The organism is Agromyces protaetiae (genome assembly GCF_004135405.1).
Classification (GTDB): Bacteria; Actinomycetota; Actinomycetes; order Actinomycetales; family Microbacteriaceae; genus Agromyces; species Agromyces protaetiae.
In genome coordinates this window covers 1,633,359-1,649,321 of sequence record NZ_CP035491.1, presented here as the reverse complement: position 1 = coordinate 1,649,321, position 15,963 = coordinate 1,633,359, and the positions used below count along the sequence as shown (strand labels likewise).

Below are 15,963 nucleotides of genomic sequence, written 5' to 3'. Positions count from 1 at the left end.
ATGAACCTCGGACGTAAGCTTGTCAATGCGCGCCCCTCGCGCGCGGAAGGAGCCCCGATGCCGAAGGTCAGCGACGCCCACCGCGCCGCCCGCCGCGCCGAGATCGTCGACGCCGCCGTTCGCTGCTTCGCCGAACGCGGCGGCTACGCGCGCACCTCGATCGCCGACCTCATCCAGAGCTCCGGGCTGTCCGCCGGTGCCATCTACGGCCACTTCCCCGGCGGCAAGAAAGAACTGTTCGCGGCCGCCGCGACCCGTGTGCTCGACGCCCGCGCCATCGAACTCGACGCCCGCCGCGGCGACGCCGGCCCCCTCGACCCCGGCCGTATCGTCGCGACCCTCGTCGACGGCATCCGCCGCGAACCCTTCAGCGGCGTCATCGTGCAACTCTGGGCCGAGGCCGCCACCGACGACGAGATCCGCGGCCTCGTCCGAGCCGTCTTCAGCCGTCTCCGCGACACCGTCGAAGCCCATCTCGCCGAATGGGGCACGCTCCACCCCGACCGCATCGACGGCGACGTGCGCACGTGGGCGGCGCGCATCGCACCCGTCGTGCTCGGCGCCGCCCCGGGTTCCTCATCCAGCGCACCGTCCTCGACGACTTCGACGAACAGGCCTACCTCGACGCGCTCCCCCTCGCGTTCGTGCACTGATTCTCGTTCGCGCACCGAACGCGGGCGTGTCGGCGCGCTCGCAGGCTCGCACGAAACGCATCGAGCGGATGTCCCGTGGGACACCCGCTCGATGGAGGCGGCCCGCGCCGAGCCGCCGGGATCAACCGGTCGGGCTCAGATACCCTGCCACACGGGCTTGTTCGCCCACGCGTACCGGTAGTAGTCGATGTTCTGCAGCTTCGACGCCGCCGCCTCGTCGACGAGGACCGTCGTGTGCGGGTGCAGCTGGATCGCCGAGCCCGGCTGGTTCGCCGACACCGGGCCCTCGACCGCGGCCGCGATGGCGTCGGCCTTCGCCTCGCCGAACGCGAGGAGCGTCAGGTGACGGGCCCGCAGGATCGTGCCGATGCCCTGCGTCATGCAGTGCATGGGAACCTGGTCGATCGAGTCGAAGAATCGCGCGTTGTCGATGCGCGTCGGCTCGGTGAGGGTCTTCACGCGCGTGAGCGACGCGAGCGACGAGCCCGGCTCGTTGAAGCCGATGTGGCCCGTGCGGCCGATTCCGAGGATCTGGATGTCGACGCCGCCCGCAGCCGTGATCGCCGCCTCGTAGTCGGCGCCCGCGTGCTCGATGCCGTCGGGATCGCCGTTCGGCACCCGGATGAGCTCGGGCGTGAGCCCCAGCGGCTCGACGACCTCGCGCGTGATGACCGCGCGGTAGCTCTCGGGGTGGCCCGCCGGGAGGCCGACGTACTCGTCGAGCGCGAACCCTCGCACGCCCCGCACGTCGACGCCGTCGGCCGCGATGCGATTCGCAAGCGCCCGATACGTCGCGAGCGGCGTCGAGCCGGTCGCGAGACCGAGCACGGCGTCGGGCTTGCGCGTGATCAGATCGACGATGGCGCCGGCGACGAGCGCCCCCGCCTCTTCCTGGTCGCGGACGATGACGACTTCGGCCATTAGAGCTCTCCTACCAGGGCGGCGCCGACGGCGGCCGCCGGGAAACCGACGGGGATGACCTTGACGCGCTGCGCCAGATCGATGGATGCGAGGAAGGCCGACTCTGCGGCCCAACTCTCGAGGATACGGCGCGTGCCTTCCAGAAGCTCGTCACCGAGCGCGGAGAGCCCGCCGCCGATTACGACGATGTCCACGTCGACCGTGAGGACGAGCAACCGCACCGCCGTCGCGACGCCCGTCAGGAAGCGCTCGCGCACCTCGACCGCATGGGGTTCGCCTGCGGCCGCTCGATCGAACAGGTCGCGGGCGGGCAGCGGATGCTCCGTCGGCCAAGTGCGAGCGATGGCGAGTCCCGACGCGAACGTCTCGAGACATCCGCGTTGCCCGCACCCGCACACGATTCCGGCAGGGTCGACCGGGATGTGCCCGATCTCGCCCGCGACGCCGTAGGCACCGCGCAGGAGCTCGCCGTGCTGCACGATGCCCGCGGCGAGACCGGTGCCGAAGTTCACGTAGGCCATGCTGTCCGCGCGCACGCCGTCGGCGACGCCGAGCAGGTGGTGCGCGCCGAGCGCGGCGGCCTTCACGTCGTTCTCCACCCGCACCGAGACGCCGAGCCGGTCCTCGAGCCGAGGACCGAGATCGAGCCCCTTGAGTCCGAGGTTCACCGCGTGCGCGACCCGACCGGTCGACGCGTCGACCGCCCCGGGGATCCCGATCCCGATCGAGACGAACTCGCTCGCTTCGACTCCGGCGATCTCGCTCATCCGCTCGACCGTCCGGAACGCCGTCGCGAGCACCTCGTCGGCGCCGAAGCCCGTGGGCATCTTGACCTGATCGCTCAGTTCGCCGTCGGCGCCGATCGCGACCGCCGCCGTCTTCGTTCCTCCGATGTCGATCCCGAGCTTCACGCCACGACCACCTGGTCGGCGGCAAGCGCGTCGGCCACGAGGTCGATGACGGACTCGCCGACGAGGCGTGAGGCGCCGAACGTCGCGATGTCGGCGTACGCGCGATCGTCGCTCGGCCAGCCGAGGTCGATCGTCGCGACATCGCTGCGGGCCGCGCGGAGCGCGTCGATCGCCGAGACGGCGAACGGATGGCGGTGCAGATCTTTGCCGATCACGAGTACCGGACCCGCGAGGGCGGCCGGATCGCCGAGCGATCCGTCTTCAGCGAGCCCGACGATGGTGGCCCGGGACAGCCAGCTCGGCGTGGCCGAGACGGTCTCGGCCGCGAACGGCCCCCAGGGCGCGACGCCGATCGCGATGTTCGCGACGGTGTCGATGCGGATGACGGTGCCGACGGACGCGGCGCCCTCCAAGGCGGCGAGCGTCCCGTCGCGCACCTCGAAGGCGCGTGCGATGTCGGCGCTGGAAAGCACCGGTGCGGCTTCGAAGCCGTCGGGGGAAGCGTCGCCCTGGACCTCGGCGCGCAGCGCCGGAGCCGTGGCGGCGAGCGCGCGCACGTGTGCGGCAGCCTCTGCGACGCGCGCCTCGTCGAGGCGGCCCGAGGCGACTGCTGCCTCGACCGCGAGCACGATCGCCTCGACGGTCGATTCGGCGACGTCTGCGCCGATGCACAGCAGGTCGCAGCCGGCGGCGAGGGCGAGCACGGCAGCCTCGGGGATGCCGCGCCCGCCGCTCGCCCCCTGCATGTCGAGGGCGTCGGTCACGATGACGCCCTCGAACCCCAACTCCCCGCGGAGCAGGCCGTGCAGAATATGCGGGGAGAGGGTGGCCGGGAGCTCCCGATCGAGGTGCGGGAGCAGGATGTGGCTCGTCATGATCGTGCGCGTGCCGGCCGCGACCGCGGCACGGAACGGCACGAGCTCGCGCGAACGGAGCGTGGCGAGCGGAACGTCGACGACCGGGAGCGCGAGGTGCGAGTCGGTGTTGGTGTCGCCGTGTCCGGGGAAGTGCTTGGCACTCGCGCCGACGCCCGTCGACTGCACGCCGCGCACCCACGCCGCCGTGTGGCGCGCGACGAGTTCGGGGTCGGCGCCGAAGCTGCGGACGCCGATCACGGGGTTGTCGGCGTTGCTGTTGGCGTCGGCGTCGGGCGCGAATGTGAGCGTCACACCCGCATCCGCCAGCGCCTCGCCGACCGTGCGCGCGACTCGCTCGGTGACGTCGACGTCGTCGATCCGACCGAGCACCGCGTTGCCGGGATACGGTGCGCCACGGTCGTAGTAGAGCCGCGTGACGTCGCCGCCCTCCTCGTCGATCGCGACGACCGACTCGGGGCCCGCCTCGCGAAGCGAAGCCGTGAGCGCGCGGAGCTGGGCCGCATCGACGACGTTCGAGCCGAAGAGGCACACGCCGCCGAGCCCTTGGCCCAAGAGGCGCAGGACCCACTCGGGCGCGACCGGGCCGTCGAAGGCCGGAAGCAAGGTCGTCAGGATGTCCCGCCGCAGACCGGTGTCCGCGGCGGCCGATGTCTCGTCGCTCATCCCTTGACGGCTCCGCTGACGAGGCCGCTCGTCATCCGTCCCTGCACGATGAGGAAGAAGATGATGACGGGGATCGCCATCAGTGTCGAGCCCGCCATGACACCGCCCCAGTTGGTCGTCCCGTTCGCGACGAGGAAGGTGCGCAGCCACACCGGCAGCGTCATCATCTCGGGGCGGGCGTTGAGCACGAGCGCCATGAGGAACTCGTTCCACGCCTGGATGAACCCGAACACACCCGTCGCGACGAGGCCCGGGGCGAGCAGCGGGAACGTGACCCGCCAGAAGGCGCCCGCCCTGGAGCATCCGTCGATCATGGCGGCCTCTTCGAGGTCGACCGGAACGCCGTTGACGAACCCGCGGAGCGTCCAGATCGTGAAGGGCAGCACACCGGCGACGTAGACGATCGTGAGGCCGATGATCGTGTTGAGGAGGTGCCAGCCGTCGATGACGCGGAAGACCGAGACGATCGTCGCCTCGCCGGGGATCATCTGGATCACGAGGATCGTGATGATGAACCAGCGTCGGCTCTTGAACCGGAACCGGGTGACCGCGACGGCTGCGAGGAAGGAGAAGAGGAGGGCGATGGCGACCGTCAGCAGCGTCACCATGAGCGAGTTGCCGAGTGCCGGGAAGAACGGCGTACGACCGGGTTCGAACAACACGCGCTGGTAGTTGCGGAGCGTGAAGTTGTCGGGCCAGAAGTGCGGGTTCGAGCTGATGATGTCGCCCGTGGGCTGGAAGGAGGTGTTGATCATCCAGTAGACGGGGAAGACGAAGATGACGAAGAGGATCACGGCGACGATCGAGAGGACGACCGACACGATGCGCCGACGGTGGCTGGCGCCGCCGCGCGCGGCACGCGGAGCACCGCCGGTGAACGCGCGGGTCTCGTCTCCGACGGGGGCGGGTACGTTCTGGCCGGGTGCGATGGTGGCGCTCACAGCTCTTCCTCCTTCACGACCTGGCGGACGTAGTAGAGCGAGATGGTCATGAGGATGAGGGTGAAGATCACCGCGATGGCGCCGCCCACCCCGAAGTTTCCGCCGGCGATCGAGACCTGGTAGATGTACACGCCGAGCGTGTTGGTCTTCTCGCGGACGCCGCCGATGTCTTGCAGGGCGAAGATCTGGGTGAAGACCTTCATGTCCCAGATCACCTGGAGGATCGTCGTGATGAGGAAGATCGGCTTGAGGTACGGGAAGACGATGAGCCGGAACCGGGCGAAGCTGCCCGCGCCATCGAGCTGCGCGGCCTCGAGCACTTCGTCGGGGACCTGCGTGAGCCCGGCGTAGATCGTGAAGGCCACGAACGGCACGGCGCCCCAGACGATGATGATGCCCGCGACGAAGAAGAAGCTCAGGGGGTCGATGAGCCACTGATGGCGCGCGAAGTCGAGGCCGAACACGTTGGTGAGGACGGCGTTGACGACGCCGTAGCTCGTGTCGAACATCCAGCCCCACACGATGGTCGCCGTGAGGGCGGGCATGGCCCACGCGAGGAGGAGACCGATCGAGAGGAACAGGCGGAAGAACTTGTTGAGTCGGTTCATCATCAGGGCGACGAGGGTGCCGAGCACCATCGTGATGACGACGCAGAATGCCGCGAAGACGACGGTACGAAGGAGCACCGCGTAGAACGCGGGGTCGGTGAGGACGCCGACGTAGTTGTCGAACCAGACCCAGGCCGGAGGCTTGCCGAAGACCTGCTCGCGACCGAATTGCTGGAACGAGGTGATGATGAGCTGGAGGAGCGGCCAGCCGACGATGACGAGCAGCAGTGCGCTTGCCGGGATGAGCAGCGCGTAGGGGGTGAACCCGCCGGCTCGGCGGGAGAACTTGGGGCGCTTGGGTGTGCGCGGCTCGGGAGCGACGAGGCGCTCACCGTCGAAGGCACTGGGAGCAGTCTCCCTGCCGCTGTCGACCGTGGTCATGGTGGTGCGTCTCCTGGGGTGGAAGTCGAGGGGTGCGGGCGGGCGTCGTGTGTGGTCGACGCCCGCCCGGCTAGTGGTGCGGTGCGGCGGCGGTAGGGGGGTGCCGCCGCACCGCCAGTCGGATCACTGATCCGACTGTGGCATCAGCCGTTGAGGATGTCCTCGATCTTCTCGTCGGCCGCCTCGGCGAGCGCCTGGACGTCGCCGCCCTGAGCGATCTGCACGAAGAGGTCCTGGAGAACACCGGCCGCCTCGACGTCGGCCCACTTGGGCGAAGCCGGGGTGAGCTTGGCGTTGCCGGCAGCGGCGGCGATGGCCTTGGCCACGTCGTCCTCACCGAGGGTCGAGCCGAGCGAGACACGGGCCGGGACGAGGCCGCCCTTGCCGTAGATCGTCTGGAACTCGTCACCGAGGATGATCTTCAGCGCGTCGACGGCGAGGTCGGGGTGAGCCGACTTGGCCGAGACGCCGATGTTCGAGCCGCCGGCGAAGACCTGCGCCGCGCCACCCGACTTGCCGGGGAGGGCGTAGACGCCGAGGTTCTCTTCCTGGTCGGGGCAGCCGGGAGCCTCGGCGTCGGCCGGAGCGAGGATCGACCACTTGACCCAGCTCGGAGCCGAGAGCTGCAGCGTCGTGCCGTCGCAGAAGCCGACCTGCGGGTTGCTCTCGTTCGCGTCCTTCGGCGCGAGCGAGGCCTTGGTCATGACTTCCTGGACCTGCTTGAGGCCGGCGACCGAGTCGGCCGAGCTCAGCTGAGCGTCCCACTTGCCGTCCTTGGGAACCGCGACCTCGCCGCCGTTCTCCCAGATGAAGGGGAGCGCGTTGTACCAGTCCTGGCCGGGCCACCAGATGCCCGACTTGCCGGGGTTGGCCGTCGCGAGCGCCTCGCCGTTGGCGATGTACTCGTCGAGCGTGGTGGGGACCGAGAGGCCGGCGCCCGCGAGGGCGTCCTTCTTGTAGAACACGAGGCGAGCGCCCGAGTAGAGCGGAGCCGCGTAGAACTTGCCGTCGTACGAACCCGCCTCGACGAAGCCGGGGAGCAGGTCGTCGCCGTGGAGCTCGTCGAACTTGTCGGTGAGGTCGAGGAACGCGCCGGCCGACGTGAACGCCGAAGCCTGCGTGTTGCCGACCTCGACGACGTCGGGGCTGTCCGAGCCGGAGAGGCTCGTGGTCAGCTTGTCGACGAGGCCGTCCCACGACTGCTCCTCGATGACCAGCTTCGAGCCCGGGTGCTCTTCTTCGAACGTCGAGACGAGCAGCTCGCGCGCCTCGTCGGGCGTGTCGGTGCCGACGAGCCAGACGCGGATCGTCGCGTTCTCGTCGGCGGCAGGGGCGTCGGTGCCGCCCGTCGCACAACCAGCGAGGGAAAGAGCAGCGACGGCGCCGAGCGCAACGATGCCGAGTTTCCGCATTTCGTTGTTTCCTTTCATGGGGTTGAAGTGGCAGCGGGGGCTGTCACCCTTGGTGCGTTTTGGGAGCTCTACGAGACCCCGAGTTGTCCAGACAGGACCATGACGGCCGCGCCGCGCAAGACGATGTCCTGCCCATGCGTGGTCATCCGCAGCCGGAGATCGCGGTGCTGTTCCACCATCGTCCGGCCACGGAGCGTTTCGACGACTGCGCTGTGGAACGCGCCGTCGAGCAGTTCGGCGGGGCCGCTGAGCACGACCTCCGCCAGGTTGAGGGCGCCCACGACGGGCGCGAGCACGATGCCGAGACGACGCCCGGCCTCGCGCAGGATCGCTTCACGGGCGGATGCCTCGTCGCCCTCGGACGCCGCAGCCTCGAGCCGGGCGACGAGACGGGGGACGGCGAGCCAGACCTCGAGGCAGCCGTGCTTGCCGCACGCGCAACGCGGGCCGCCGTCGGTGCCGACGACGACGTGACCGATCTCGCCCGCCGCGAAGTCGCTGCCGATGACGGGACGGTCGCCGATGATGAGGCCGGCGCCGACGCCGTGCCCGATCTTGACGAGGAGGAGGTCTTGGCCTTCGGATGCGCCGTGCTCGGCGAGCACCGCGACGTTGGCGTCGTTCGCGACGTGCACGGGGACGCCGAGAGCGGATGCGGCGCGAGAGCGGAGCGGCTCGTCGACCCAGCCGAGGTTCGGCGCGGAGCGCACGACGCCCGAGGGGTCGACGACGCCGGGGGTGCCGATGCCGACGCCGAGAAGGGGCGCGGTCGAGAGGTCGGCGAGCCGACGGGCGAGGTCGATGACGAGCTCGGTCGCGCTGTCGCCGAGGGCGCCGTCGAGGGCGACCTCGGCCCGGGCGACGATCGCGCCGTCGAGGCCGATGACGGCGCCGCGCAGGAGGTCGTGCTCGGAGAGGTCGAGCCCGAGGATCTGGTACGCCGCACGGTCGACGTCGATGAGCGTCGCGGGCTTGCCGGGCCGGGCGTCTTCGCGTTGGCCGAGCTCGATGACGAGTCCTTCGCCGATGAGCTCGGCGACGAGGTCGGAGACGGTGACGCGCGTGAGGCCTGTTTCGCGGGCGAGGTCGGCGCGGCTGCGTGCGCCCGCGCTGTAGAGCGTCTGCAGCACGACCGAACGGTTGTGGCTGCGGGCGTGCTCGGGCAGGACTTTGCCCGTCGGGCGAAGCGTGCGGCCATGGGCCGGAATGCCGCCGTACGGCGGCGTGAGCAGCTCGGACACGGCGCCGGGGGTCGGCGTCGAGTTCGTCGGGGACACGAGGCCTGAGGCCGTCACCCGAGTTGCTTCCGTAGCAGTCACGTTTGTTAGTAAAGCTTACGAACAAACACCTGGCAAGCTTTCGCCAGAAGTTTTTTCGCACGTTACCGAGTCGTGACCGAATGGACGGATGAGCGGCGCGGAGACGCCGAAGGGCCGGACACCACGAGGCATCCGGCCCTTCGACCTGGTGAGCGCGCGATTACGCGAGACGCGCCTTGAGGTTCGCGTCGATCGCGTCGAGGAACTCCTCAGTGGTGAGGTAGGACTGCTCGGGACCGACGAGGAGCGCGAGGTCCTTCGTCATCGCGCCGCCCTCGACCGTCTTGATGACGACGTCTTCGAGGGTGTCGGCGAAGTCGATGAGCTCCTGGTTGCCGTCGAGCTTGCCGCGGTGCGCGAGGCCGCGCGTCCACGCGTAGATCGACGCGATCGGGTTCGTCGAGGTGGGCTTGCCCTGCTGCCACTGGCGGTAGTGGCGCGTGACCGTGCCGTGCGCCGCCTCGGCCTCGACGACCTTGCCGTCGGGCGTCGCGAGGACGCTCGTCATGAGGCCGAGCGAGCCGAAGCCCTGCGCGACGGTGTCGGACTGGACGTCGCCGTCGTAGTTCTTGCACGCCCACACGTAGCCGCCCTCCCACTTGAGCGAGGAGGCGACCATGTCGTCGATGAGGCGGTGCTCGTAGGTGAGGCCGGCGGCGTCGAACTGCGCCTTGAACTCGGTGTCGAAGACCTCCTGGAAGAGGTCCTTGAAGCGGCCGTCGTAGGCCTTCAGGATCGTGTTCTTCGTCGAGAGGTAGACGGGGTAGTTGCGGTTGAGGCCGTAGTTGAGCGAAGCGCGCGCGAAGTCGCGGATCGACTCGTCGAGGTTGTACATGCCCATCGCGACGCCGGCGCCCGGGGCCTGGAAGACCTCGAACGACTGCGGCTCCGAGCCGTCCTTCGGGGTGAAGGTCATCGTGAGCGTGCCCTCGCCCTCGAAGCGGAAGTCGGTCGCGCGGTACTGGTCGCCGAACGCGTGACGGCCGACGACGATCGGCTTGTTCCAGCCGGGGACGAGCCGCGGGATGTTCGAAATGATGATGGGCTCGCGGAAGATGACGCCGCCGAGGATGTTGCGGATCGTGCCGTTCGGCGACTTCCACATCTTCTTCAGGCCGAACTCCTCGACGCGCGCCTCGTCGGGCGTGATCGTCGCGCACTTGACGCCGACGCCGTGCTTCTTGATGGCGTTGGCGGCGTCGATCGTGATCTGGTCGTCGGTCTCGTCGCGCTTCTGGATCGAGAGGTCGTAGTACTCGAGGTTGACGTCGAGGTACGGGTGGATGAGCTGATCCTTGATGGCCTGCCAGATGATGCGCGTCATCTCGTCGCCGTCGAGCTCGACGACCGTGCCTTCGACCTTGATCTTGGACAAGGAGATTCTCCTTCGGAATTGCGAACGGGGAGTGTGAGGAAGTCTCGTGAGGTGCCGTTTCGCACCGTCTTCCAGCTTAGCGCGTCACGCTGATATCTCGACATCGAGAGATTCGCTGCGGACTGGGGATGGCCGGATGTCCCCCGGTCGGGTTAGCCTGACGTGCATGGCTGACCTCCGACTCGAAGACCTGTCCGCGTCCACGATCGTCGCTGCCAACCAGTTGTCGCTCAAGCCCGGCCAAGAGGCGTTCATCGCCCCGGTGACCTATTCGGCCGAGTCGTCGGTCGTGAACCCCATCACCGCGTGGCAGCGCGTCGCCCTGCTCGACGACCGCGTCGTCGGCTTCATCCACGGCAATTTCGACCCCGAGAACGAGCACGACTTCTTCCGCGCGTGCATCTGGCGCATCAATGTCGACGCGGAGATCCAGGGCCAGGGCGTCGGCCGCTTCCTCGCGACCGCCCTCGCCGAAGAGGCCAAGCGCCGCGGCTTCGACCGCATCACGGTGCTGTGGGAGCCGGGCGACGAAGGCCCCGGCGAGTTCTTCCATCGCATCGGCTTCAAAGATGTCGGCGAGACCGCCTACGGCGACGTCATCGGCGCACTCGAACTCTGAGAACGGGCGGATGACTCCCGCCGACGCCGAACGCAGCGCCGACCGCGGCCGCGGCGATGAGTTCGTCGGCGGTTTCGTCGAGGCCGTGCTCGCGGTCGTCGCCGACATCCCGCCGGGTCGGGTTGCGACCTACGGCGACGTCGCGACGCTCCTCGGGTCGCGCGGAGCGCGCGCGGTCGGGCAGACGATGGCGCGGTACGGGGCGGATGTCCCGTGGTGGCGTGTCGTCCGCGCGGGCGGCCGGCCGCCTGCGGGCCACGCCGAGCGCGCACGCGCGCACTACGAGCGCGAGGGCACTCCCCTGCTCGCGGCCGACAACGACGACGGATACCGCATCGATCTCGCGGCGTGCCGCTGGCGTCCCTGACCGCGCCGCCCCCTCCGCCGCACCGGGGTCGGGCAAACGCGGGTTCGTCGGACATACGCGGGTTTGTCGGACATACGCGGGTTTGTCGGACATACGCGGGTTTGTCGGACAAGTTTCGACAGCCACGTCCGACAAAGCGCCCAATGTCCGACAAACCCGGGGTGGCTGGTGGGCGGGGTTCACTGGTGGGCGGGGTGGCTGGTGGGAGAGGTGCGCTCGTGAGCAGGGGGCGGGGTGCAGGATGGCGCGGAGCTCACACGTGCTGCTGCTCGCGCTCGGACGCCGTGATCGGCACCCGAACGACCACGGTCGTGCCCGCGCCCGGCGGACTCTCGAGCTCGATCGTGCCGTCGACGGCGTCGACGCGGTCGACGAGGCCGACCATGCCCGACCCGCCCTCGAGCGACACCCCGCCCGACCCGTTGTCGCGCACGCTGAACTCGAACCGCCCGTCGTCGACGTGCGCGCGCACCCACGCCCGCGTCGCGCCCGAGTGCTTGGCGATGTTCGCGAGGAGTTCGGCGATCACGAAGTACGACGTCGACTCGACGATCTCGGGCAGGCGCCCTTCGGCCTGCACGTCGACCTCGACCGGCACGGGGCAGCGACCCGCGAGCTCGGGGACGGCGAGCGCGAGCCCGCCCTGCGAGAGCAGGCTCGGGTGGATGCCGTGGGCGAGCTCGCGGAGCTCTTTGAGGCCCGCCGAGAGTTGCACGATCGCGCCCTCGAGCTCGGCCGCGAGGTCGGCGTCGCCGAGGGCGGCGGCCCGGTCGGCGGCGAGCCGCAGATGCATCCCGAGCGCGACGAACCGCTGCTGCGCGCCGTCGTGGAGGTTCCGCTCGATGCGGCGGCGCGCCTCGATGCCCGCCTCGAGGATGCGCTGGCGCGACTGGCGGACGTGCTCGAGCGTCCGTTCGACCTCTGAGCGGAGCCGCCCGTTGTCCACCGAGAGCCGGAGGGCGCTCGAGACGCCGTCGAGGAGGCGCATGTTGTCGGTCAGCACGCGGTCGTGGCGGATGAGTGCGATGGGCGCCCCCGACGGCGCTGTGACGGGCAGCATGCTGTGGCTGCCGCGCGGGTCTGCGTGGCCCGCGTCGACGGGCTCGCCCGCCGCGTCGTAGTACCGGCCGCGCTCGTCGTCCCACCAGTAGACGCTCACGGAGTCGTCGCGGAGGGTCTCGGCGAGCGAGGCCGCCCACACCGCCCGGTCGGCGCCCTCACGCGTGATCTTCATGAGGTCGGCGACGCGGGCGCGGAGCGCGCGGGTGTGCGAGATGCCCGCGACGAAGCTGACGGGGATCGATGCGATGCCGAGGAGGGAGACCGTGCGGATGACGAGGTCGCTCGTCGTGTCGGCCGCGTAGCTCAGGGTCTCGGCGGCGGCGGCGAGCGCCCACGCGAGGATCGCCACGGGCATCGTGAACGCGACGGCACGGGCGGGCACGCTCCCCCGCACCCACCGCACGAGCAGCCGGACCGCGAAGATCAGGAGCAGGGTCACGCCCACGAACCGGTAGAGATTGTCGATGAGGTCGAACAGCCACGGCAGGTCGGCGATCCGGTAGGGGTTCGCGACGCAGTCGCACGTGTTCTCTCCGGGTCCGGCGAGGAGCAGCACGGCGACGAGGTTCACGAACGTCGCGACGTAGGCGATCCGGACGAAGATGCGGTCGGCCCGGTCGGCGAGCCACCCGCGCGGGTAGACGAGCACGAGGATGCCTGCGGCGACTGCCCACCAGAGGTCGATGCCGCGCACGATGGGCCAGAGCCATCCGATATCGCCGATGACGGCGTAGATCGGCTGCGGGATCCACAGCACGACGATCGCGGCCATGAGCCGCGCCGGCAGCGGCGTCGGCCCGATCGCCCACGCGACGGCCGCGCACACGGCGAACACGATGGGCACGATCGCGTGGATCGTCGTGTACGACACCTCTTCGCGCTCGGCGGCGGGCGTCGCGATGAACCCCGAGATCTCCATCGTGAGGCTGATCGCGACCAGGACGGCGAGGATGATCGCGCGCCGTGCGATCCGGCCGGTCCGGCCGGGCGTGGCGATCGCGGAGTCGGTCACCGCTCGCCGAGGAGCATGAGCACCGCGAGCACCCGGCGGTGGTGTTCGGGCGACTCCTCGAGGTCGAGTTTCTGCAGGATGCTCCGCACGTGCGTCTCGACGGTCTTGAGGCCGAGGAAGAGGGTCTGGGCGATGCCGCCGTTCGAGTAGCCCTGGGCCATGAGTTCGAGCACGGAGCGCTCGCGGTCGGTGAGGCGGGCGAGCGGGTCGTCGGCGCGCGTTCGGTGGACGAGTTGCTCGACGACCTCGGGGTCGACGACCGAGCCGCCCGATGCGACCGTCTGCACGGCGCGCACGAGGGTCTGCGGTTCGGAGACGCGTTCTTTCAGGAGGTAGCCCGTGCCGCTGCCGGCCCCCATGACGCGCACGGCGTACTCGGGCGTCGCGTACATCGAGAGGAGGAGGATGCCGATCGTCGAGCCCGACGCGCGCAGCTGTTCGAGCGCGACGACGCCTTCGTCGGTGTGGCTCGGGGGCATCCGGATGTCGAGGACCGCCGCGTCGAGCCCGCCCTGCTTGACGACCTCGATGAGTTCGACGCCCGTGCCGACGGCCGCGACGACCTCGATGCCGCCGCCTTCGAGCACCTTCTGGATGCCTTCGCGGAGCAGGAGCGCGTCGTCGGCGACCGCGACCCGGAGCGGGGCCTCGCCGGTCTCCTGCATCGCCCCTCCGTCTCCGCGCCTGGCGGCGCGCGTGGGCTTTCGAGACGGAAGCCCGCCTCACGGTGAACGTACCGCCGCCGGTCGCGCGCCCGTCGTCCCCAATTCGGGGGACAAACCCGCAATCTGCGACCGTTCGCCGGGTGGGGGCGTTCGGCGGCGCGTTCAGTGACTCCCCCGACTCCGTCGGGGTGGCGGCACCGACGCGGGCGAACCCCGCCCCCACGAGGATCGTGGCCATGTCGACGATCGTGCGGGCGAAGATGCTGGGCTGGGCGGCGCGCTACCTGCCGCTCGAGGTGCTCGGCACGGTCGCGGCCGTCACGGCCGCATGGGTCGCGTACGAGGCATCCGGATCGCTCGCCGTCGCGGCGATCGCGGGAGCGCTCGGCGAGAGCGTCGGCTACTACTCGGTCGTCGTCGCGCGGGCGGCGCGCGGCCACGCGACATCCGCCCGCGTCCGCGCGATCATCGGGCGTGACGGGCGCGACGGGCACGGCGCCCGCGCCCGGCGCGCGTGGGCGACGACGTGGCTCACGGCGCGCTCGGTCGCCGCCGAGTTCGGCGCCGCCGAGATCGTCGACACCGTCGTCGTACGGCCCCTCGCGCTGTGGGGCGCGTCGATGCTGTGGGGCCCGACGCCGCTCGCGTGGATCGCCGGCAAACTCGCCGCCGACGCCGTGTTCTACACCGTCGCGATCGTGTCGCTCGAGATCGGACGTCGCGTCATCCTGCCCGACGGTAGGGCGGATGTCCCGGCCCGCGACATCGCCGCCGGGAGCACCGCCGAGCGCGTCCGGAAGCCGCACTTCAGGGAGAGGGCAGTCCGATGAGCACCACGATCGCCGAACGGGCGCGCCGAGTCATCCATCGCGCAGCCCCGCGACCGAACGCCGCCTCCCGCTTCGACCCCGACGCAGCGGTCGACCGGATGCATCGCGAGGAGGTGCGCCGCGACCTCGCCGAGTACGCCGCGCGCATCCGCCTCGCGCGCCTCGTGCGCGAGCACGGCAGCCCGCTCCTCGTGCTCGACGTCGACCGCGTCACGACGCAACTCCTCGCGCTCCGGCGCGAGTTGCCGGGCGCGCAGATCCACTTCGCGACGAAGTCGCTCCCCCACCCCGCCGTCATCCGCGCGGTCGACGCCTTCGGCGCGAGCTTCGAGGTCGCCTCGCGCGGCGAGATCGACCTCCTCGAACGCGAGGGCGTCGCGATCGAGCGGTGCATCCACACCCACCCCGTGAAGACCGTCGCCGAGATCACGGGCGCGTACCTGCGCGGCATCCGCACATTCGTCGTCGACAGCCACAGCGAGATCGACAAGTTCCGCGGGCTTGCGGCGGACGTCTCGGTGCTCGTGCGGCTGTCGTTCCCGAACCCGGATGTCACGGTCGACCTGTCGTCGAAGTTCGGCGTCTCCCCGGAGACCGCGGGCGACCTCGTCGGGCACTGCGTGCGCGTCGGCCTCCGCGTCGCGGGGTTCAGCTTCCACGTCGGCAGCCAGACCGTCTCGGCCGACCCGTTCGCGCGCGCGATCCGCCGCACCCTCTCGCTCATGCGCCGGCTCGAGCGCGAGCACGGGATCCGCTTCGACACGCTCGACCTCGGCGGCGGGTTCCCCGTCGCGTACGACGAACGCGTCCCGGCGTTCGAGGATCTCGCCCGAGGCATCCGCGACGCCCTCGATGGCGCGCCAGCCCGCTACCGCATCCTTCTCGAGCCCGGCCGGTTCGTCGCCGCCCCTTCGATGCTCGCCGTCACGCGCGTCGTCGGCACGACGGAGCGCGCCGACGGGCCGTGGGCGTATCTCGACGACGGCGTCTACGGGTCGTACTCGAACATCCCGAGCGAGCAGACGCATCCGCTCGTCTTCGCCCTCGCCGAACTCGACGCGCAGCCCGCACCCGAGCCCGAACGGGCGCGGGTCGAGCGGCGGCTGCGGGCGCGGCTCCGCCGCCCGGTGACGCTCGCGGGGCCGACGTGCGACAGCCTCGACGTCGTCGCCCGCGGCGTCGTGCTGCCCGAGCTCCGCATCGGCGACGTGCTCGTGAGCCCGATGATGGGCGCGTACACGTGGGCGACGGCGACGGGGTTCAACGGGATCGCGCCGACGCCGGTGGTCGTCGTGCCGGGCTGAGCTGTCGCTAGGTTTCCGCTTCCCCCGTCTCTGCGCCAGGTA

Annotated in this window: 15 protein-coding genes; 5 read left to right on the top strand and 10 right to left on the bottom strand. The window is 70.3% G+C overall.

Annotated features, from left to right (window positions below; translation table 11 throughout):
- Positions 1–57: 57 nt before the first annotated feature.
- Complete coding sequence (locus tag ET445_RS07730; RefSeq protein ID WP_129190316.1) at positions 58–834, top strand: TetR/AcrR family transcriptional regulator; 777 nt, start codon at positions 58–60, stop codon at positions 832–834.
- Here ET445_RS07730 and nagB read toward each other — a convergent pair.
- From nagB to ET445_RS07690, 8 genes are all read right to left on the bottom strand, one after another.
- Complete coding sequence (gene nagB, locus ET445_RS07725; RefSeq protein ID WP_129190314.1) at positions 789–1,574, bottom strand: glucosamine-6-phosphate deaminase; 786 nt, start codon at positions 1,572–1,574, stop codon at positions 789–791. The two genes, ET445_RS07730 and nagB, sit on opposite strands and share 46 nt — an antisense overlap.
- Positions 1,574–2,485, bottom strand: coding sequence for an ROK family protein (locus tag ET445_RS07720; protein WP_129190312.1), 912 nt, complete (start codon positions 2,483–2,485; stop codon positions 1,574–1,576). Before ET445_RS07720 ends, nagB begins: the two co-directional genes overlap by 1 nt.
- Entirely contained in the window at positions 2,482–4,026 is a 1,545-nt protein-coding gene (locus ET445_RS07715; protein WP_129190310.1) for a glycoside hydrolase family 3 protein, read from the bottom strand. The genes ET445_RS07720 and ET445_RS07715 overlap by 4 nt, the downstream gene beginning before the upstream one ends.
- Positions 4,023–4,967 carry a carbohydrate ABC transporter permease gene (locus ET445_RS07710; protein WP_243695369.1) on the bottom strand — a complete coding sequence of 315 codons (945 nt, stop codon included), beginning with the start codon at positions 4,965–4,967 and terminating at the stop codon, positions 4,023–4,025. Before ET445_RS07710 ends, ET445_RS07715 begins: the two co-directional genes overlap by 4 nt.
- Entirely contained in the window at positions 4,964–5,956 is a 993-nt protein-coding gene (locus ET445_RS07705) for a carbohydrate ABC transporter permease (RefSeq protein WP_129190308.1), read from the bottom strand. Before ET445_RS07705 ends, ET445_RS07710 begins: the two co-directional genes overlap by 4 nt.
- Positions 5,957–6,099: 143 nt before the next feature.
- A complete protein-coding gene (locus tag ET445_RS07700; RefSeq protein ID WP_129190306.1) occupies positions 6,100–7,368 on the bottom strand; it encodes an extracellular solute-binding protein in 1,269 nt (422 codons plus the stop codon).
- Between the two features lie 68 nt (positions 7,369–7,436).
- The gene (locus ET445_RS07695; protein WP_208008669.1) at positions 7,437–8,609 is read right to left on the bottom strand and encodes an ROK family transcriptional regulator; all 1,173 of its coding nucleotides are present in this window, start codon (positions 8,607–8,609) and stop codon (positions 7,437–7,439) included.
- Between the two features lie 238 nt (positions 8,610–8,847).
- Positions 8,848–10,062: an NADP-dependent isocitrate dehydrogenase gene (locus ET445_RS07690; RefSeq protein ID WP_129190304.1), complete on the bottom strand. Its 1,215-nt coding sequence runs from the start codon at positions 10,060–10,062 to the stop codon at positions 8,848–8,850.
- Between the two features lie 166 nt (positions 10,063–10,228).
- Between ET445_RS07690 and ET445_RS07685 the strand changes: the two genes are divergently transcribed.
- Together ET445_RS07685 and ET445_RS07680 are read left to right on the top strand one after the other, a co-directional pair.
- Positions 10,229–10,681 carry a GNAT family N-acetyltransferase gene (locus ET445_RS07685; RefSeq protein WP_129190302.1) on the top strand — a complete coding sequence of 151 codons (453 nt, stop codon included), beginning with the start codon at positions 10,229–10,231 and terminating at the stop codon, positions 10,679–10,681.
- 10 nt (positions 10,682–10,691) lie between these two features.
- Entirely contained in the window at positions 10,692–11,048 is a 357-nt protein-coding gene (locus tag ET445_RS07680; RefSeq protein ID WP_129190300.1) for an MGMT family protein, read from the top strand.
- A 253-nt stretch (positions 11,049–11,301) separates the two neighbouring features.
- Here ET445_RS07680 and ET445_RS07675 read toward each other — a convergent pair whose 3' ends face one another.
- Together ET445_RS07675 and ET445_RS07670 are read right to left on the bottom strand one after the other, a co-directional pair.
- Complete coding sequence (locus ET445_RS07675; protein WP_129190298.1) at positions 11,302–13,122, bottom strand: sensor histidine kinase; 1,821 nt, start codon at positions 13,120–13,122, stop codon at positions 11,302–11,304.
- Positions 13,119–13,787, bottom strand: coding sequence for a response regulator (locus ET445_RS07670; RefSeq protein WP_129190296.1), 669 nt, complete (start codon positions 13,785–13,787; stop codon positions 13,119–13,121). The genes ET445_RS07675 and ET445_RS07670 overlap by 4 nt, the downstream gene beginning before the upstream one ends.
- Before the next feature lie 236 nt (positions 13,788–14,023).
- Between ET445_RS07670 and ET445_RS07665 the strand changes: the two genes are divergently transcribed.
- Positions 14,024–14,617 (top strand): hypothetical protein, encoded by a 594-nt coding sequence (locus ET445_RS07665; RefSeq protein ID WP_129190294.1) that lies wholly within the window; start codon positions 14,024–14,026, stop codon positions 14,615–14,617.
- Complete coding sequence (locus tag ET445_RS07660) at positions 14,614–15,921, top strand: type III PLP-dependent enzyme (protein ID WP_208008577.1); 1,308 nt, start codon at positions 14,614–14,616, stop codon at positions 15,919–15,921. The genes ET445_RS07665 and ET445_RS07660 overlap by 4 nt, the downstream gene beginning before the upstream one ends.
- Positions 15,922–15,963: the final 42 nt, after the last annotated feature.